18 protein-coding genes and 2 tRNA genes are annotated in these 18,535 nt (G+C 38.7%); all 20 read left to right on the top strand.

Annotated elements, in window-relative coordinates:
* Positions 1-17: 17 nt before the first annotated feature.
* The 20 genes from A5870_RS03305 (at position 18) to A5870_RS03400 (ending at position 18,527) form a co-directional block, all read left to right on the top strand.
* Positions 18-91 (top strand) — tRNA-Pro (locus tag A5870_RS03305).
* Positions 92-195: 104 nt separating this feature from the next.
* Positions 196-268: transfer RNA gene (locus A5870_RS03310), tRNA-Ile, on the top strand.
* A 358-nt stretch (positions 269-626) separates the two neighbouring features.
* On the top strand, positions 627-1,553 hold the full coding sequence (locus A5870_RS03315; RefSeq protein ID WP_242596067.1) for a terminase small subunit: 927 nt from the start codon (positions 627-629) through the stop codon (positions 1,551-1,553).
* Positions 1,495-2,790, top strand: a complete 1,296-nt coding sequence (locus A5870_RS03320; protein ID WP_242596068.1) for a PBSX family phage terminase large subunit — start codon at positions 1,495-1,497, stop codon at positions 2,788-2,790. Before A5870_RS03315 ends, A5870_RS03320 begins: the two co-directional genes overlap by 59 nt.
* Positions 2,791-2,801: 11 nt before the next feature.
* A complete protein-coding gene (locus A5870_RS03325; protein ID WP_086291806.1) occupies positions 2,802-4,301 on the top strand; it encodes a phage portal protein in 1,500 nt (499 codons plus the stop codon).
* A complete protein-coding gene (locus tag A5870_RS03330) occupies positions 4,298-4,567 on the top strand; it encodes a hypothetical protein (RefSeq protein ID WP_086291807.1) in 270 nt (89 codons plus the stop codon). The genes A5870_RS03325 and A5870_RS03330 overlap by 4 nt, the downstream gene beginning before the upstream one ends.
* Positions 4,568-4,736: 169 nt before the next feature.
* On the top strand, positions 4,737-5,897 hold the full coding sequence (locus A5870_RS03335) for a phage minor capsid protein (protein WP_086291808.1): 1,161 nt from the start codon (positions 4,737-4,739) through the stop codon (positions 5,895-5,897).
* A gap of 12 nt (positions 5,898-5,909) precedes the next feature.
* Positions 5,910-6,086, top strand: a complete 177-nt coding sequence (locus tag A5870_RS17260) for a hypothetical protein (RefSeq protein ID WP_170924039.1) — start codon at positions 5,910-5,912, stop codon at positions 6,084-6,086.
* A gap of 128 nt (positions 6,087-6,214) precedes the next feature.
* Positions 6,215-6,778 (top strand): phage scaffolding protein, encoded by a 564-nt coding sequence (locus A5870_RS03340; protein ID WP_086291809.1) that lies wholly within the window; start codon positions 6,215-6,217, stop codon positions 6,776-6,778.
* A gap of 12 nt (positions 6,779-6,790) precedes the next feature.
* The gene (locus A5870_RS03345) at positions 6,791-7,729 is read left to right on the top strand and encodes a phage major capsid protein (protein WP_086291810.1); all 939 of its coding nucleotides are present in this window, start codon (positions 6,791-6,793) and stop codon (positions 7,727-7,729) included.
* Positions 7,730-8,046: 317 nt separating this feature from the next.
* Positions 8,047-8,448 carry a hypothetical protein gene (locus A5870_RS03355; protein WP_086291811.1) on the top strand — a complete coding sequence of 134 codons (402 nt, stop codon included), beginning with the start codon at positions 8,047-8,049 and terminating at the stop codon, positions 8,446-8,448.
* Complete coding sequence (locus tag A5870_RS03360; protein WP_086291812.1) at positions 8,442-8,786, top strand: putative minor capsid protein; 345 nt, start codon at positions 8,442-8,444, stop codon at positions 8,784-8,786. Before A5870_RS03355 ends, A5870_RS03360 begins: the two co-directional genes overlap by 7 nt.
* A complete protein-coding gene (locus A5870_RS03365) occupies positions 8,786-9,118 on the top strand; it encodes a minor capsid protein (protein ID WP_086291813.1) in 333 nt (110 codons plus the stop codon). Before A5870_RS03360 ends, A5870_RS03365 begins: the two co-directional genes overlap by 1 nt.
* Positions 9,118-9,513: a phage tail terminator protein gene (locus A5870_RS03370; protein ID WP_086291814.1), complete on the top strand. Its 396-nt coding sequence runs from the start codon at positions 9,118-9,120 to the stop codon at positions 9,511-9,513. Before A5870_RS03365 ends, A5870_RS03370 begins: the two co-directional genes overlap by 1 nt.
* Positions 9,514-9,981 (top strand): phage tail tube protein, encoded by a 468-nt coding sequence (locus tag A5870_RS03375; protein ID WP_086291815.1) that lies wholly within the window; start codon positions 9,514-9,516, stop codon positions 9,979-9,981.
* A 66-nt stretch (positions 9,982-10,047) separates the two neighbouring features.
* Positions 10,048-10,533: a hypothetical protein gene (locus A5870_RS03380; RefSeq protein WP_086291816.1), complete on the top strand. Its 486-nt coding sequence runs from the start codon at positions 10,048-10,050 to the stop codon at positions 10,531-10,533.
* Between the two features lie 9 nt (positions 10,534-10,542).
* The gene (locus tag A5870_RS03385) at positions 10,543-11,133 is read left to right on the top strand and encodes a Gp15 family bacteriophage protein (protein ID WP_086291817.1); all 591 of its coding nucleotides are present in this window, start codon (positions 10,543-10,545) and stop codon (positions 11,131-11,133) included.
* On the top strand, positions 11,126-14,449 hold the full coding sequence (locus A5870_RS03390) for a tape measure protein (RefSeq protein WP_086291818.1): 3,324 nt from the start codon (positions 11,126-11,128) through the stop codon (positions 14,447-14,449). The genes A5870_RS03385 and A5870_RS03390 overlap by 8 nt, the downstream gene beginning before the upstream one ends.
* Positions 14,446-15,939, top strand: coding sequence for a distal tail protein Dit (locus A5870_RS03395; protein ID WP_170924038.1), 1,494 nt, complete (start codon positions 14,446-14,448; stop codon positions 15,937-15,939). The genes A5870_RS03390 and A5870_RS03395 overlap by 4 nt, the downstream gene beginning before the upstream one ends.
* Positions 15,936-18,527: a metallophosphoesterase gene (locus tag A5870_RS03400; RefSeq protein ID WP_086291820.1), complete on the top strand. Its 2,592-nt coding sequence runs from the start codon at positions 15,936-15,938 to the stop codon at positions 18,525-18,527. The genes A5870_RS03395 and A5870_RS03400 overlap by 4 nt, the downstream gene beginning before the upstream one ends.
* The last annotated feature ends 8 nt before the right edge of the window (positions 18,528-18,535 follow it).

Consider the following 18,535-nt stretch of genomic DNA (forward strand, 5'->3'; position numbering starts at 1 on the left):
CGCTAGCCGTCTTAAGACAGGAATTGGCTCAGCTTGGTAGAGCGCTACTCTTGGGCAGTAGAGGTCGCAGGTTCAAATCCTGCATTCCTGATTGGCATTAGTGACTTGATGGTTATTCTGAAAATTCTAGATAAAGTAAGATGTAATTAATTAAGGCTGATAACCTTGAACCCATCAAGAAAATCTATTTAAGCCCGACAGGTAGCTCAGTTGGTAGAGCGTACGACGGATACTCGTAAGGTCGGTGGTTCAAATCCATCTCTGTCAATTAGGGTTGTAGTTATCCTGACTGCTCGGCAGCAAAAACTAAATCAGGGACGAAGGTGCCCAAGTGTTTCGCTACTGAAGGCGAACGAAAATTAAGTGACCGAGGCATGGGTAGGGAAGGTGCAGCAGATAGTAGATCAGCTGTCGTGTAGGTTACTTTAGTATTTTTAAAATATTCATGTCACTGTGGCAGACCGGGGAAATGCAGAGGCTATGCATAGAATGTGTACGACTCGTAAGTGAGGTTCAAGTCCTCACCAGTGGCTTTGGGAGTTGTCAGTTAGATTACTCACATGATCTTTGATACTTCCTACTAAAGTATAGATGAAAAGAAAGCGGTCCGGTTATGGGCCGTTTTTTTGTGGTTAAAACATTACGGAGGCGGTGGCGTTGATGTGCAGAAATGGGAGTTAGCATACATAGATTATCAAAACGGCATGAAGTACAAAGACATAGCCGCTAAACATGATGTATCTATCAATACAGTTAAATCTTGGAAGTCTAGAAAGTGGAATGCGCCTCCTAAAAAAAAGGGTGCAACCAAGAAAGAAAAGGTTGCACACAAAAAAGAGGTGCAACCAGTAATAGACAATGATGGTCTAACAGAGCAACAAAAACTGTTTTGCCTTTATTATCTAGAGTGTTTCAACGCTACTAAGGCTTATCAGAAAGCATACCAATGTGATTACAATTCTGCTAGATCTAATAGTATAAGACTGATAGCAAAAGATAGCATAAAGATTGAGTTGAAAAGACTGAAGGCAGAACTGCAGCAAGATATCTTTCTGGATGTAAAAGACTTGATAAGAGAATATGCAAAGCAGGCATTTGCCGATATCACCGATTTTGTTGAGTTCTCATCAACTGAACATAAGCTCTATGAGTATGATGATTCAGGTGAAAAGAAAGAGGTATTAAACGAGTTCACCGGTGAGTTGGAAACGTACAAATCATCACAGGTTTCACTAAAGAGTAGTGCAGATGTTGATGGTACGCTTATACAAGAAGTCAAAAAAGGAAAAGACGGCGTTTCTGTCAAACTCTATGACAAGCAAAAAGCTATGGCTGAACTTATGAAGTATATTGAAATTGATGACTTGCGTAATGCTCAAATCGAAAAAGCTGCGGCTGAAGCCAAGATTGCTACAAATAAAGCCGAGAAACTAATGAAAGGCGGCAAAACTAATGCCCTGCTTCAAGCTTTGTTAGATGTGAAGTCTGGAGGTGATGGCGGTGGGAATAACGTTCAGTCAGAAACAACAACAGAACATCAATCAGGCCACTGAAGGAATCACCTTTGAGCTTAATGAGGGAACTCCCAGATCTGGAAAGACAACCGCTGACATTTTTAAAATGGCAGACTTTTATCTTCACTCACCAGACCAAAACCATCTTGTATCTGCGTACAATCAAGAACAAGCTTATCGTATGTTTATGGATGGTGATGGGTTTGGGTTGCAACATATCTTCGATGGTGCTTCAGACGTCAGACACGATGAACATGGCGATCACTTGCTGCTCTATGCTCCTAATGGCGAGAAGAAGATTTACTACAAGGGTGGAGGGAAAGTTAACAGTGTTGGCGCTATAACTGGTATGTCCCTTGGTTCAGTAGTTTTTTTAGAATTTAATTTACTTCACCCAGCTTTTATAAATGAATGTTTCCGTCGTACATTCGCAGCTAAACAGCGATACCACTTAGGTGAGCAAAATCCTCCAGCGCCAAATCATCCAAATTTAGAGTTGTTGGATCGTTTCGAGAAATCAGGGAGATACCTATTTCGGCATTGGACGCCAAATGATAACCCGATTCTATCTGAAGAACGAAAGAAAGAATTATATCAAGAATTGTCTGCATCTGACTATCTGCTAAAGCGTGACTGGTATGGTGAACGATCTATGCCTGAGGGTGTCATCTATTCTATGTTTGATACTGATACCCATATGACAGATAACATAAAGGGGCGGCCCATTGAAACGTTCTTTGTAGCTGATGGAGGTCAATCTGATGCTACAACATGTACATTTTGCTTGGTGACCTTTGATGAAGGACGGTATTACTTATATCAACTGTCTAATTACTATCATAGTGGTGCTGACACGGGAATCACTAAAGCTATGAGTACATATGCTAAGGAAATAAAAATCTTCAAAGAATGGTGTTACAAGAAGTGGAATTATCCCCACTTTAATTATTTCTTTGTAGATCCTGCGTGTAAATCACTCAGAGAAGAGCTTCACTTATTAGGGATCATGACAGATAAAGCCGACAACAATAGTAAAGATAAAATTAGCAGCAATGGTTTGAAAATTGAAGTAGGTATCGAAAGGGTACAAAACCTATTTACCAAAAAGGCGCTTTTTTTATATTCTGGTCAATCAGAGTATGACTTTTATAATGCTATTAAAGAAATTGGGATGTATGTCAGAAATGACAACGGTATTCCTGTAGATAAAAACAATCATTATCTTGACACGTTAAGATACGCAGGCAATTATTTCACTAAAACTTATCTCGTTTAGGAGGTGGGAGAATGTTTGAACGCATAAAAAACTTTTTTAGGACTGGAGGTGCAAGAATAGGTATGGTTGAAACTTTGAACAGTATAGTGGATCATCCGAAGATTGCAGTTACAGATAAGGAATACCTCAGAATTATTGACAACAAGAAAATATTTGCAGGTGATTTTCCTGATGTTAGTTATCTAAATAGTGAAAATGAATGGACAACACGGTCTTATCACTCTCTTAACACACCTAAGATTATATCAAGAAAATTATCTAAGCTTGTGTTTAATGATGGGTGTACGATTAGTCTTGATGATTCCAATGCGGATGATTTTCTTCAAAATGTATTCAGAAAAAGTAAGTTTACAAAAAACTTTGGCGAAGAGTTGGAAGCCGGATATGCAATCGGCGGTCTTGCTTTGAGACCATACGTTGATAGCAATTCTAACGAAATAAGAATTGCATTTTGTAGAGCAGACACATTTTTTCCTTTACAATCTTCAACAAATGACATTTCTGAAGCAGCTATAGCCAATGTTTCTGTGGTTACAGAAGGGACCAAGAACGTTTACTACACTTTATTGGAGTTTCATGAATGGGAAAACGGAACGTATTACATTCGTAATGAACTGTATCGTTCAGAAGAACAAAGTGTTCTAGGTTACAAAGTATCTTTGAAGTCTTTAGAAAAATATAAACTGCTGAAAGATGAAGTTGCTATGAAAGGCTTTACCAGACCATTGTTTGTATATATTAAATTAGCTGGCAAGAACAACAAAGATTTATCTAGTCCTCTGTCATTAGGTGTTATTGATAATGCTAAGCGGCAGTTTAATGATATTAATGACAAATATGATCAGTTTATGTGGGAGATTGAAGAAGCTGGTAGGAAAATAATTGCTAGCGATCATTTTTTCAAATATAGATTCAACCAATATGGTGAGCCTATTAGGAACTTTGATAGGAAAACCTCAGTATTCCAAAGACTTAAAGCTGATGATCCATTCATAGATGAATTCTCTCCAAGCTTGAGATCATCTGAATTTATTGAAAGTATAAATTTCATTCTACGCATAATTGAACTTCAATCAGGTTTTTCGAGTGGTACATTCAGCTTTGATGGCAATTCCGTAAAAACTGCAACTGAAATAATCAGTGAGAATTCAGAAACGTTCTCTACACGATCGGATAATGTATTGATTGTTGAGGAAGCTTTGAAAGAGTTGATCACATCAATATTTGAATTAGCCGAGGCTTACCAACTCTACTCACACAACGGAGATCTAGGGATCAATATCGATTTTGATGACGGAGTATTCCAAGGTCAAGAACAGAAAGCAGATTACTACGCTAAATTGATCACCGGGCAATTGACATCAAGAAAAAGAGCAATTGAAAAACTATTTGGAGTTACTGAGAAAGAAGCTTTGAAAATTGTTCGTGAGATCCAAGATGAAGCGTTGGGAATGGATCCGCAAGAAAACGAACAATTGGTTGTCAACAAAGAACTGGGGGATGAAGAATGAGTTCTCAACTATTTGAATGCGGTCTATGCGGTGAGCTAACCCCGCTTGTAAGGAAATCCAGTCATTTAAAAGGTGGAATCATTCATGAATACGCTGAATGTATCCACTGTTTTGGTCAAACTACCATTATGTATACAAACAAGAAGATTAGAGGAATGCTGATTAAGCAATCCAGTACCCCTCCTGGCAATATGAAAGTTAAACTCGCCGAAAGAATCAATAAAGAAATATCTCTGTTAAGAAAAGAAATGGAGGAAGAGGTATGAAATGGGATCAATGGTGGGAACCTACACGCAAAAAATCATTTCTTTGGTACTTGATAATGATTAAAGTTCTCGGAATTCCAACGTCATATCAAGTGTTTAATTATAAAATGCCACCAAGATTTGATTTATCAATTAACAAATTATGGAAGTGGTATAAGGAGTGATTTGAATGGCTCTCACACCCCATCAATTGGATATATGGTCTAGCAACATGTCTCACCTTTACCAGTCGTTAGAAGGCGAATTATTACGTCTAATTATGATAAGACTTAACAGAGGTCATGATGATATAACCGACTGGCAGCGAAGCAAATTGCAAGAGTTGCATCTTTTTAATCGTGATGCAGCTAATGTTATTGCTAAAATGACAGGTTTAGCTGAATCTGAAATCACTAGAATGTTTGAATCAACTGGTGAAAAGCTCGTAGCAAGCGTGGATGGCTCCATTCCTTATGCTGCATTACCTATTCCCAGTAATTTAGACAATGTAATGAGAGCCTACCACAACCAAGTTTGGTTAGATATAACTAACTACGTCAACCAAACTTTGATTTCAACTAATTTTGGTTATGCTACTGCAACGACCAATATGTACCAAGATATAATCAACAAAACAGCCGCTGCTTTCAACAGTGGTCTTTTTACGTTTGAGCAAGCTCTGGAACGCACGGTGCAACAATGGGCACAAAAAGGTATTAAGAGTACCTTTATTGATAAAGGCGGTCACACATGGAGCATAGAGCGTTATGTGCGCACTGTTTTAAAATCCACACTGAATAATACCTATGACAAGGTTCGAAAAGAAAGAATGTTTGAGTATGGAATCCATACGGTTTTGGTAACAAGCCATATGGGTGCTCGTGATGCTTGCTCTTTGATTCAAGGTAATGTAGCAGATTTAAGACCAATGGATCAGGCAGACGAAGAATATCGTAGTATCTACGATCCTTATTGGAAAGCTAGATACTTAGAACCCTCTGGACACAGAGGTGTAAATTGCCAGCATCTTCATATTCCTTTTATCCCGGGTGTTAATACGAATAATCAGCCTACTTTTAGCCAAGAAGAAAATGCAAAAGTTGCCAAGTTGATGGACCGACAAAGATACCTTGAGCGGCAAGTAGTTAAGTTCAAGAAAAATCGTATGGTTTCTGATGCCTTAGGTCAAAGCAGTAATGCAAAGGACTGGGGTAAGAAGATCAGATTAGCACAGTCAAGGATTCGGCAACTTGTTGATAGTAACGAGTATTTGAGTAGGAACTACGCTAGAGAAAAAGTATACACACCAGTCAATACTTTGCTCAAAGATTTTAGATACGACGATTTTTAAGGAGGAATTTCTATGTACAAACCGCAATATCTAAATGTACAAATTGAAGTTGAAGAATTGCATTACGGTAGTTATGCTGATCAATCAGATCTGGTTGATAGATGCGTAACGGTTACCCCACTTGGATATAAAAAGAAACCTCCTGAAAAAAGATTGAATAAATCTGGTAGGCAATTTGCCAGAAAGTGAAGGTGATCCAAATATCTAGCTCGAGGCATGCTTAATGTCTTTTTGTTTTATCTTAGACCTGCTCGAAAGTCTCTAAAAGTCGGCTCATAGTGGGAGTTGCCACTCTAAAAACACTTAGGAGGAAGAAAATGAAAAAAGAAGATTTGATTGCACTAGGAATTGATGAAGAAACAGCGAAATCAGTGATGGCTTTGCATGGTAAGACCGTAACGCAACTCAATGCGCAAGTAGCTACCATTGAAGGGGAACGGGACAGTGCCAAACAGGAACTGCAAGCTAATCAATCTGAACTAGATGCTCTTAAAGAATCTGCAAAAGGTAACGAAGCGCTTGAACAGCAGCTTGCTGATTTGCAGGCAAAGTTCGATGAGTCCAAAACTAATTCTGATAAGCAACTTTCGGAACAACAGAAAGATTTTGCTATCAAATTGGCGCTCAAAGAAGCCAAGGCACTTGATGAAGACATTGTTCTTGGGCAATTAGACAAGGATACAATTAAAGTTGTAGACGGCAAGCTACAGGGGTTTGACGAACAATTGCAAAGTTTACAAGAAAACAAGAAGTTTCTATTTGATGAATCAACAGAAACTGACAAACCTAGAATTGTGACGGATGGAAATCCAACTGGAAGCAACAATAATGTAACTGGTCCCACATTAGAAAAACTAAACGAATTTAGAATTACAAAATAGGGAGAGATTTAAATGAAAAAAAACAAAATGTTAAAAATGAATCTTCAATTCTTTGCTTCACCAACTTTTGATCCAGATAATGTTACTATGCAATCTGCACGTACTGGTGAAATCCCACGCAGCATTTCTGATCAGATCTTAACAGATGTTAAACAAGGTTCTTCTATCATGCGATTGGCTAAGCAAGTACCTATGAGCAAGCCAATTGAAGAATTTACCTACATGACGGGCGTTGGCGCTTACTGGGTATCTGAAGCTGAACGTATCCAAACTAGCAAGCCAACATTTGTTAAGGCGGAAATGCGTGCCTACAAATTGGGTGTAATTATCCCAACTACCCGTGAAAACTTGGACTATTCAGTTAGCAATTTCTTTGAATTAATGCGTCCTGAAGTGGCAGAAGCTTTTGATAAGAAATTTGATCAGTCAGCCTTTACTGGTGTGAACTCACCTTTTGCCAAAAACATCTTAGGTGCAGCAACTGCTGCAGGAAATGTTGTAACTGAAACGGCCAATAAGTACGATGACATCAATGAAGCGATCGCATTCATTGAAGAGGAAGATTTAGAGCCAAACGGTATTGCTACGACTCGTAAGCAACGTGTTAAATATCGTTCGACTAAAGATGGTAACGGAATGCCAATCTTCAACACAGCTACCACTAGTGGAGTTGATGATATCTTGGGTCTTCCTATTGCATACACGCCTAAATCTACTTTAGGAACAGAAACTGGCGAGTTAGTCGGCGACTGGAACTATGCTTATTACGGCATCTTAAAAGGTTTGAACTATGAAATCCTTGATCAAGCAACGTTGACTACGATCACTGCATCTGATGGCAATCCAATCAACCTTGCTGAGCGTGACATGGTTGCGCTAAAAGCTACTATGACAGTCGGGTTCATGGTTGTTAAAGACGAAGCGTTCGCTGTAGTGAAATTGGGGGAGTAACAACCCCCGCTACAGGTGTCGCACTTTCGCCTAAAACATCAACAGCAGTTGCGGGGACTGCTGGCACTCGACAGTTAACAGCAACAGTAGCTCCTGAAAATGCTACTAACAAAGTTGTTGATTATCAGATTACACCCACCACAAACGGTTTAACTGTTAGCGATTCTGGGCAAATTGCTTGGTCTGCAGATGTTCCTGCTGGTGTTTATACTACGACAGGTACAACTGAAGACGGTGGATTCACTGATACCCACGTACTAACACTAAATGAACCAGAGGAAGGCTAATTGCTTTCCTCTTTTTAGGAGGAGGTAGTTATGCCTTATTTGAGTTTTGAAGAATACAAATCACTAACTGGCAGTGGAGATGATCAAAAAAGCGACTTTGATAAAAATATCAACAAGTCTGAAATTCTCTTGGATAATCTGACGGGTAATTTTTATCAATTTAATGAATTATCAAAAGATACACCATTTAGATCTAATAGATTTAAGAATGCAATTTGTGCTCAGATTCAGTACTTCATTGAAATGGATGGTAACACTTTTGAAAGTATAAACAAGGCTCCTCAGAGCTTCTCGCTAGGCCGTACACAAATTTCCAATGGAAGTAGGTACAATGCAAGCGGTGAAAACGAAAGTAAGGCTCTCGTTCCCGAAGATGTTTATATTTACTTGGAAGGAACGGGTCTTTTATATCGAGGTGTTAAAAGATGTTAGTAAAAAAACCACCTTTAGAAACATTAGTTGATAGTTTCATTTATGAAGAGTACTTATCAGATGATGGTGACTGGGGCAAGGCAGAATATGCACCTGAGAAAGAGATCAAGAATGTTCGTATCGATCGTGGGTCACAATATTCTAATAGTTCAAGTGGTAAGCAGCTTTTATATAACGCCGTCATCTTTTGCTATCCAAATTTAACGACACCTTGTCCTAAATTTGTTGAACAGTCTAGGTTAACAATTGGTAGTCGAACAATGATAATTACAAAAGTGGATACTATCGTTGAGCCTTATGAGCCTAAAGTTTATTGCTATGAATTAGAGGTGGTTTGATGGTGGTTTCTGTAAAAGTAGATCTATCTGGGGTTAAACAAAAGTTTTCAGAGCCTAACATTCAGCGTGGTCGGTATGCGATGGGAAACCAAATGTTATCGGATATGAATCCTTTTGTACCAAAAAGAGAAGGCATTTTACGGTCAACTGGTCACTTGTCATATAATGCATCCTTACTAATTTGGGATGGACCATATGCGAGACGTCATTTTTTTGCTCCGGGAGGATGGAAGTACACTACACCAGGAACAGGCCCAAGATGGGATTTAAGAGCACAAGGGATGTTTATGTCAGATTGGGTTAAAGCATTTTCGAGAGGAGCTGGGTTTTAATGGATTTTGTTGAAAGACTGAAAGATTCTATAAACACCATTAATTTGCCATTGAAAATGCGTACTGGTTACCTGAGTGATAAGGAAACTTTGGTCGTTTACCCTTCGCCCGGCAGCAGAGTGGTACAACAATATATGGATGGAACTAAAGATGTAAACCTTAATTATCAAATCGCTATGAAGTCTAAAGATGGCGAGTTGATCAACAATACTCTTTGGATCATTCAGAACTATCTCGAAGCTTTAATGAGCGTTACTAGTAATGACAATAGCTTTGAGTATAACGGGTTAGTAATAGCGAACAAACCATTCATTAGTGAAGCTGATGAGCAAGGTTGGTTCGTTTTTTTATTGGATGTAACAGCAAATGTAACAATACACGAGGAGGAATTATAGATGGCAACAAATGGAAACTTTAAACGAAAACACTATTTAGCACCATATACAGGGGATGACACACCACCAACAGGGGATACTGCTTGGCAGCGTTTTGGGAACAGAATTGCCACCATGACGGATGATTCTAATGAAGAAACAGATTCTTCTGTATTCTACGATTCATTAGATGGTACGGCAGAAGAAACGTTGTTATCACGTACTGAAATTTGGACATTTGAAGGGCAGTACGATCCTGCTGATAAAGCGCATCAAATTGTTGCTAAAGCACGTCGTTCTGACGATGAGGGACGTAAAGTATGGCACAAAATTGAAGAAACTGACGGATCTACTGTTATTGGTGTAGCTAAAATCTTTGAACCAAAAGCGGGTGGTGGAGATGCCAGCGCCAAAGAAACTATTAGCGGCCGTATCGCTTATGTAAGAACACCTGAAGTAACAGCGCCACCCAGTGGAGGCGGAGAGTAAAGAACTCCGCATCTTAATTAATGGAGAGAAGCTATAGGGCCTCTCTCCTCATTCTAGGAGGTAATTATGACAGCAGAAGTATTGAAATTTGACATTCAAAGAGAAGGATTCCCAATCGAAGTAGCAGGAGTTGAATTTTTCTTTGGAACATCCGCAGAAGAACTACAGAAGTTTTTTATTAATCAACAAGAGGCGGATGCAAAAAGACTTGAGTTGGAAAATGAAATTGAGCAGATTGAATCATTTGGCGAAATTGATGAAGATGATCCAGAACAAGTTGCTTTATTACAAGAAAACGTAAGTAAGGCCTTAGAAATCAGCAAAAAAATCTCGAAAATTGATTATGATGCATTGCTCGGTGAAGGAGCATTTGAAAAGATTTACGATCGATTCCCTTATATTGACCCACTCATTGTTAATTTTGATAGTTTTTCGGAAGCAATTGCTAATCGAATCCTTGAAGAAACAGCTTTAAGAGCTGATAAGTACAACAAAAAGAAAGCTGAAGCTTTGAAAAAGAAGGCTCAAAAACGAAAAGCTAACAAGAAGTAGGTGAATTCAATGCGCCTCAATGATCCTTTAGTCAATGATTTGCAAATTGGCAGTCGTATTTTCAAACTTGATCTTTCTTTTGACAATGTATTGGATATCTTGGACATTCTGAATGATTTTGATCTAGAGGAGTTTGAAAAGCTTGATCTTATTTGTGATTTACTAGTTGAATATGAAGTCTCTGATGATCATTTAGTAGAAGATTTCGAATTAACTTTTGAAGAACAAACTGAGATTTATTTGTATGCAAGAAATAACTACATAGACATAGGGGAAGAAACGTTTATTGAACGAGACATCCTTGGAGAACCTATGCCTAATGCTTCAGAGAAAACAATTGATTTTAAACTAGACGCTAAGTTCATTTACGCGTCTTTTTTTGCGTTAGGAATTAATTTATTTGATCAACAAGGTAAGTTGACGTGGATGGAATTTCAAGCCTTGCTAAATGCATTGCCGGATGACTCTATTATGTCCAAGATCATACAGATTAGGACTTGGCAGCCAAAGGGTGGGGAATCTCAAGATTACCTTGATGAAATGAACAAATTACAAAAGAAATACTCATTGAACCAAGAGGAGGTGGAAGTTGATGGCTGATGGACAAGTTGAAATTGCCGTCATAGTAGATGGCAAGCAAATTGCAGTCTTAAATAAAGATCTTGATAATGTTGGCAAGACAGGTCAAAAAGCTTCTAGTGGTCTTAAAACAATAGCCACATCTCTTGGTTTAGTCAAGGTAGCTTCTGCCGCCTTGAATGTAATGAAGCAATCTTTAGATGCTGCTATAGATAGATTTGATACCATGCAAAAATTTCCTAAAGTTATGTCGGCATTGGGTTTTTCTGCTGATGAATCTACAGCTAGTATCAACAAATTATCTGATGGAATTGAAGGTTTGCCCACTAAACTTAATGATGTAGTATCTCAAACGCAGCAGCTTACTGCAATCACAGGAGACCTAAGCAAATCTACAGATACGGTTTTAGCTCTTAACAATGCATTTCTAGCAAGCGGAGCCAGTGCAGAAGATGCTAGTCGTGGTATGGTTCAATACAATCAAATGCTATCTAAAGGCGCTGTAGACATGCAGTCGTGGAGAAGTTTACAAGAAACGATGCCGCTAGCTTTACAAAAAACTGCCGAAGCTATGGGATTTGTTGGTCAAACCGCGCAACTTGACCTATACAATGCTCTTAAAGAAGGCGACAAGACATTTGAAGAGTTCAACAATTCATTAATTGAACTAGGTACAGGAACAGGTGAGTTGGCAAAGTTAGCAAAAATTAATAGTGAGGGCATATCTACTTCATTTAGTAACTTACGAAATGCTGCTGTTAAAGGGCTAGCAAATGTATTAGAGGCATTTGATGACCTATCAAAAGAAGCAACTGGAAAAAGTATCGCCAAAAATTTAGATGGATTAAAATCAGGAGTCAACACTACCTTTAAATTCATAACATCAACTATTAAAGCATCAACTCCAGTCGTAAGCCTCTTTATTTCTACGTTGGGAACGACAATTGATATTGTTAAACCTTTATCACCTGCATTAGTCGGATTAGCGGCAGCTTACGCATCGTTAAAAATTATTCAAACAGTTTCTTCCTTTATGTCCAATCAAAATACACTTCTCGATGCTGCTTTGAGCAGTGGTAAAAATATGGTTATTGTTACAAAAGCTCAGATGGAAGCAGAAATAGCTAAAATAGGTGTACAAAAGGTCGGTATGGCAGCAACAGCTGCCAACAACGGTATGCTAACACTAAGCAACGTATTGTATGGCGTATTGACTGGATCAATATCAGCGACTGCAGCTGCAACTGCGATAATGACGGCTGCCACAACAGCCTTGAGCGCAGCTATTACTTTTCTTACAGGTCCAATCGGTTGGATTGTTGGTGGTATTGCCGCTTTAACAACAGCATTAGTAATAAACAACAAGAAATCTAAAGAAGCAAAAGAAAAAGTTGAACAAGAAACTAAGGTTTATAGGGATCTCAATGATTCTATTAAATCAAGTCGTGTTGAGCGAGAAAAAAGCATTAGCAGCCTAGATACCGAATCCAAAGTTTCTGATTCACTTATTTCTAGCTTGTCGGAATTGTATTCTCAAACAGATCTTACAAAAACAAAAAAAGCTGATTTAATGGATATTGTTGACCAGTTAAACGGTAAGTTTTCTGATCTGAATCTTGTTTATGATGAAGAAACTGGCTATTTAAATCAGTCCATTGATTTAATTAAACAAAAGACAGAAGCATATGAAGCTCAAAGTAAAGTTACTGCATATAACGATGCAATAACAGAGAATATGAAAGAGCAAATCCAATTAGAAACACAGTCCAAACAACTCAAAGAAAGTATTTCTGATTTGGAAGAACAATTGGCTGGACGAAGTACTGAAAACCGAAGAGAAAACAACATTGCACTTCGAGAACAGCAAGCTGCACTCGAGGAAACTCATGAACAAGAAAAAACAAATGCTTCCGAATACGAAATTCTAATGCAAGGAAGACAAGATGCGTTGAGTGCGTATTCTCAAGCAGAATCAGAGGCTACGGCTGCTATCCAAGAAGCTAATGCGAATACAAGTTTGAGCTACGACATGCTTAATGAAGCGCAACAATCGGCAATGGACGCAATGCGCAGTCAATATCAATCTTTGCAAGAGACAGCGACAAATGCTTACGATGTGATTAATACTAAATCAGAACTATCTGTTTCACAGATGACTGAAAACATGGCTAAGAATCAGGAAATCATTAGTCAGTGGGCAGATAATATCAATACCTTGGCTGAAAGAGGACTTGATCAAGGACTTTTGCAGCAGTTAAGAGATGCTGGACCAGAATCGGCAGCTCAAGTTGCTGCACTAGTAGGAGCTTCTGATGCAGAATTCCAGAAGTTTAATGAAGTAGCTTCAAATGCAGGAAGTACAAGTATAGAGGCTTTCAAAACGGCATTCGATACTGATGGGCAAGGAATTTCTGATTCTGTAATAAACTTAGTTACCTCAGCTAAAGAAACGCTTAGTAGCCAAATGGCCTCGGCTGATTTCGGCTCTATAGGCAAAAATATTCCGGAGGGATTGGTTTCTGGAATTAATGAGGGTGCTGATCAGGCTGGGACAGCCAGTGAAAACTTGGCTCAAAAAGTAACAGATAGATTCAAATCACCTTTAGGAATAAATTCACCATCAAGACTATTTAACCAGTTCGGTGGATATCTGATTCAAGGCTTAACACAAGGTATTAACAATGGTAATGGATTGGTTAATTCAGCTGTAAATAGACTAACTACGACCATAATAAATGGTATGAAAAAAGCAGTTACAATTTCTAAACAAACATCTAATCAAATACCCCAAGCATTTAGCTCTCTACCAAGTCAGATGAACATGGTAGGTAATCAAGCTATGAATGGTTTGGCTAGCGGTATAAGAGGTAATTCAGGAGCTGCACTTGCAGCAGCATCGAGTGTAGCTAGCCAAATAACTGCGAGAATGAAAAAAGCTATGGAAATTCATTCGCCGTCAAGAATAATGCGTGATGAGGTCGGTAGATTTATTCCAGAAGGAGTAGCTGTAGGAATCCAAAAATACGCAAATAAAGCATTTTCGGCAATGGATGGTTTGGCAAGTGGTTTGATGAGACCTATCCAACCAGAAATAGCTGCAGGAGCTCAAAATATCGGCGCTATGGTCGGCACTAGTCAAATCATCAACAACTATTCGCAATCAGGCAACCTTTCAGGGATTGCTGGTTTAGTTGCGCAAATCGCCAACAGACCAGTCCAAGCTACTTTCCAGATTGGAGAGAGAGAAATTGTTAAGGCGATTGCTAAGCCTTTGCAGAATGAAATGCAAGAAATGAATGATTTGGAAACTTTATTTAATGGGGGTAGATTAAATTGAACGCTAATTTCAACGGACATGACTTAGATGACTATCTGAGAATCACCTCCAAACTGCAACGAAATATCGGTCGAAGCAGAAACAATGAATTAGTTACCATGGGCAGAGGGCAAAGAAGGTTAGTCGAATCATTAACAGATGAAGGCTATATCACAATGCCCTTTGTACTTAGATATGACTTGATCACTAAAAAAAGAGCACTGGCTGACATTTTGAACGTGAGTGAGCCGGTGCCTTTGTGGTTTGAAGATGAACCAGATAAGTATTATCTAGCCATCCCAGATGGGGATATTCCAGTTGATGAAATTGTCTTTCTAGGAAAGGGATCCATCAAATTCCTTATTCCGGATGGTGTGGCACATTCATTTGATCAACGACATTTTCCTTTCCAATCAACTAGCGAAGGTATTGTGGCCAATATTGAAAACAATGGAACTGAAAAAACGCCGATCGACATAAGTATTCTTTTTGAAAGCGATGCTCATTCAATCGGCATTGTCGGTAACGAATCGATCGTTCAGTTTGGAACTTCGCTTCCTAGTGAGGATGAAGATGTTGAGTTGTCAAATAAAATAATGAACGACGACATGGGAACAGCAACTAAAAATCTATGGAGTACAAACGTGGGAAGACCTCGATGGCGCTATCAAGACGGAGAGAATTCTTCTAAAGTTGAAGGGTCTTGGACGTGGAGTAGCACAGATGTTACTGCGACAAGTTTCGGATCATTTGATACGTCAAAGAAAGGGTATTGGCATGGCCCAACATTAACTAGAGAACTGACTATAGCCCTACAGGATATAGAGGTCTATCATCGAATTGAGTTTAAGCCTACGGGGAATGCTAAACAGCGCCCTTCCTGCCAAGGACTTTTTGAAATAAACTATTCGGATTCAGACAATAATTTTGTCTTGGGATTTGAGATGAAAGACAACACAAATGTTGCTGACAAAGTCACTTTTTCCTTTTTTGTAGGTGATTACAGATTTCACGAAGAATCATTGCCCAAAAACGTACTAACTTACAATGGTGGTTTCTTCGGCTATATACAAATGAGAAAATTCAATAATAAATTTAGTTTTAAGCTAGTGCGAGTAGAATTGATTAATAATGTATGGAAAGAAGTTTGGTCATCCAAAACCAGAGAATGGACAAACAATGCTGTTGCAATGCTATCTGTTAAGCAAATCAACGTTTTTGCTTCTCAGTGGCGAGATTTTAGAACTATGAGTATGAAGTTAACTCATACAAGAATAACTGAATTAATTTCTGAAGGGAACGATATTGTTCCTCGTGTATTTTATGAAGGAGACCAGCTATTTGTAGACGGGGAAACTAATGATGTTTTTCTAAATGGCATTCCAGCAGAAGAGTACCGAGTTGCAGGAAGCGATGATGCTTTTTGGGCTGAAAAAGGTCTTTCAGAATTCGTAGCTATTTCTGACGGAAGTTTTACTGGTGAATTGACCATAAGGGAGCGATATGTGTGATTTATTATTTTCTAACAAGACAATTTCAGCTTGTTGCAAAAATTGATACTAAAGCCGACAAAGGTATTGTTATCAAGGATGACATTCATACTGTGGGTTTAAAAAATGGGACAAGGCTTAACTCATTATCTATGGATATTTACACTCAAACCGGTCCCAAAACAAATACCTTCGATCCCAACGCCCCTTATAAGTCTTCAAACATAGAATTAGCCAATTTCGTCATCTTTCGGGATTCAAGAGGTAAAGACGTCTGTCTGTATATCAGAAAAAATGTAGATATTGACGGTAAGAGCCGTGCTATTTCAGCGGTAGACTTAGGGTTAGAGCTGCAAAACGGTTCAGCCACAATATTCACGAGTAATAGTGAACAGTACGTTGATTACTATGTAAACCGCGAACTATACGATACTGGCTGGGAGATTGGAGTAAATGAACTAGGAACAGACATTAAGCGCATAGTTGATACGAGCACGGATGAGACTCCTTTGGCTAGACTACAAAAAATATGTCAGGCTTTTAATTGTGAAATGTCATTTGATATTGAACTACAGAACTTACAAGTTGTGAGAAAGAAGGTCAATATTTATTTTAAAATAGGATCGGCTAATACCGGGTTGGTGTTTTATTCATCTAAAGATATTGTTAGTTGGCAGAGATCGACGGATATTGATAATTTGATCACCTCAATACAAGATACCAATCACGGATTTGATGATCTTGGATTTGGAGACGGACGGTTCTTTACTCGAAAAGGTGAATCGATTATTTATGATAGAGAATCGAATGCTATTTATGGCTTGGGAAATACTTCTGAAGAGAGATTTAGTGGCTTTAAGAGAGGATATGCCGCAAGTACAGGTACTGCACAAATTGATAATTATAATGAATTGCGATCTATCCTCGAAGAAAGAAGTCAACCGAATTTTTCAGCAGAAGTAGATTTTCTTTTTAGAGATGATGAATTTGAAATAGGTGACTATGTAACTTTCGTTGATGAAGAATCTAATCCGCCTCTCCGGATGAAAGCCAGAGTGTTGGAAGTTTCTCAAAACGGTAGTAATAAGAGAGACAGGAAAGCGACAATCGGAAATTACGAATTACTAAAAAGCCTTATCAGCAGCGATCTCACGGCAAGGCAGCAGCAAATGAACAAACCAAACAGTATGTATTTAATCAAGTTGATTCCGGATAATGGGGTTAGCTTTGTTGACGGAGAAGAAAAAACAACAAATATCACTGCAACGATCTATAAAGATGGTATGGATATTACATCCAGTGTTTCAGCGGAGGATATCTTATGGTTCAAAGTTGATAAATCTGGCAACCACGATACCGCATGGGAGGAACTAAATAGTCAATCTGGAGCGACGGTACAAGTTACATCTAATGATTTCACGGAGGTGTCCAGTATCCGTTGTGTTTTGACAATATTTGATAACCACTTTGTTCAAGCTATTTACTTTTTAAACGGTTTGCGTGACGTAGCCCGCAAGGTTTTGCGTTTGCAAACCAAAGACACGATCACTAGCGTCCATATATCAGATACACATTATGCGACTGATTCCATAGGGCGTGGCGATCTTGAAAACTATGGACGTAGTAATAGCCATATTAAAAACGTTGCTGAATTTACCAATTTTGTAGATGTCGATTATGTCGTTCTAAACGGCGATACACATGATGGATCAACAGCTAATAAAAATATCGCACTGTCTAATTATCGAGAAGCAGTCAGCACGTTGGGGATGTCAAACGCACCATACTTTGTGACTTGGGGAAACCATTGCAACAATTCATGGGGAGACAATGTTACGAATTCGATCACGAAAACCGTGAAGAATTACCAGCCTAAAACTGCAATGACCTCACTGCACGGCAAACTTCGCCAAGTGATCACACATGAAGAGATGTACCAAATTGCTACAAGACCAAGCACGATCTTCGATATAGTAGAAAACCCTCTCGATAAGAAGGGGTATTATTACTACGATGTGCCTGATAAGAAAAATAGAGTGATTATACTAAATGCACAGGATGTACCTATTAGTTTAGATGACGATGGCTTTGCAAAATATATTGATATCAACGTATCTGGCTATCGTCAAGCCCAAATAAAATGGCTATATGATGTGTTGAAAGACACCCCAACTGATACGACTGTATCCATATATCAACATTATCCGTTTGGCAAACGTTATAAAACAGATATGGATTATTACGCATATAACTACGAAATTATTGATGGAATCATTGATAGTTTTGTTACTGGTGGTACGTACAGTCGGACATACAATGCAAATACAGACTTCACAGCAAGTATTTCTTGTGACTTTGAGGGTCATAAAGGAACGCTTGCTTTTTTAGCGCATGGACACATGCACAACGATCGAATCAGTAAAGATACTAACGGAACAGTGAACTACTCTATCGGCTGTTCTGTGAGCCGTCCGAAGAAAGACCAAGGGGACAGACTGCTAGGGGTTTTAGAAGAAGATTTATGGGATGTGATCGTATTGAACACAAAAACAAGGCATGTCGATTTGATTCGCTTTGGCAAAGGCACCGATCGGTCATTTGATTATTAGGAGGTGGG

The organism is Enterococcus sp. 2G9_DIV0600 (assembly GCF_002140615.1).
Classification (GTDB): Bacteria; Bacillota; Bacilli; order Lactobacillales; family Enterococcaceae; genus Enterococcus_D; species Enterococcus_D innesii.

Bases quoted from the DNA above. Each gene is read 5' to 3' on its own strand.
- A5870_RS03320 (WP_242596068.1), top strand. From the start codon at position 1,495: ATGGCGGTGGGAATAACGTTCAGTCAGAAACAACAACAGAACATCAAT.
- A5870_RS03325 (WP_086291806.1), top strand. From the start codon at position 2,802: ATGTTTGAACGCATAAAAAACTTTTTTAGGACTGGAGGTGCAAGAATA.
- A5870_RS03330 (WP_086291807.1), top strand. From the start codon at position 4,298: ATGAGTTCTCAACTATTTGAATGCGGTCTATGCGGTGAGCTAACCCCG.
- A5870_RS03335 (WP_086291808.1), top strand. From the start codon at position 4,737: ATGGCTCTCACACCCCATCAATTGGATATATGGTCTAGCAACATGTCT.
- A5870_RS17260 (WP_170924039.1), top strand. From the start codon at position 5,910: ATGTACAAACCGCAATATCTAAATGTACAAATTGAAGTTGAAGAATTG.
- A5870_RS03340 (WP_086291809.1), top strand. From the start codon at position 6,215: ATGAAAAAAGAAGATTTGATTGCACTAGGAATTGATGAAGAAACAGCG.
- A5870_RS03345 (WP_086291810.1), top strand. From the start codon at position 6,791: ATGAAAAAAAACAAAATGTTAAAAATGAATCTTCAATTCTTTGCTTCA.
- A5870_RS03355 (WP_086291811.1), top strand. From the start codon at position 8,047: ATGCCTTATTTGAGTTTTGAAGAATACAAATCACTAACTGGCAGTGGA.
- A5870_RS03360 (WP_086291812.1), top strand. From the start codon at position 8,442: ATGTTAGTAAAAAAACCACCTTTAGAAACATTAGTTGATAGTTTCATT.
- A5870_RS03365 (WP_086291813.1), top strand. From the start codon at position 8,786: ATGGTGGTTTCTGTAAAAGTAGATCTATCTGGGGTTAAACAAAAGTTT.
- A5870_RS03370 (WP_086291814.1), top strand. From the start codon at position 9,118: ATGGATTTTGTTGAAAGACTGAAAGATTCTATAAACACCATTAATTTG.
- A5870_RS03375 (WP_086291815.1), top strand. From the start codon at position 9,514: ATGGCAACAAATGGAAACTTTAAACGAAAACACTATTTAGCACCATAT.
- A5870_RS03380 (WP_086291816.1), top strand. From the start codon at position 10,048: ATGACAGCAGAAGTATTGAAATTTGACATTCAAAGAGAAGGATTCCCA.
- A5870_RS03385 (WP_086291817.1), top strand. From the start codon at position 10,543: ATGCGCCTCAATGATCCTTTAGTCAATGATTTGCAAATTGGCAGTCGT.
- A5870_RS03390 (WP_086291818.1), top strand. From the start codon at position 11,126: ATGGCTGATGGACAAGTTGAAATTGCCGTCATAGTAGATGGCAAGCAA.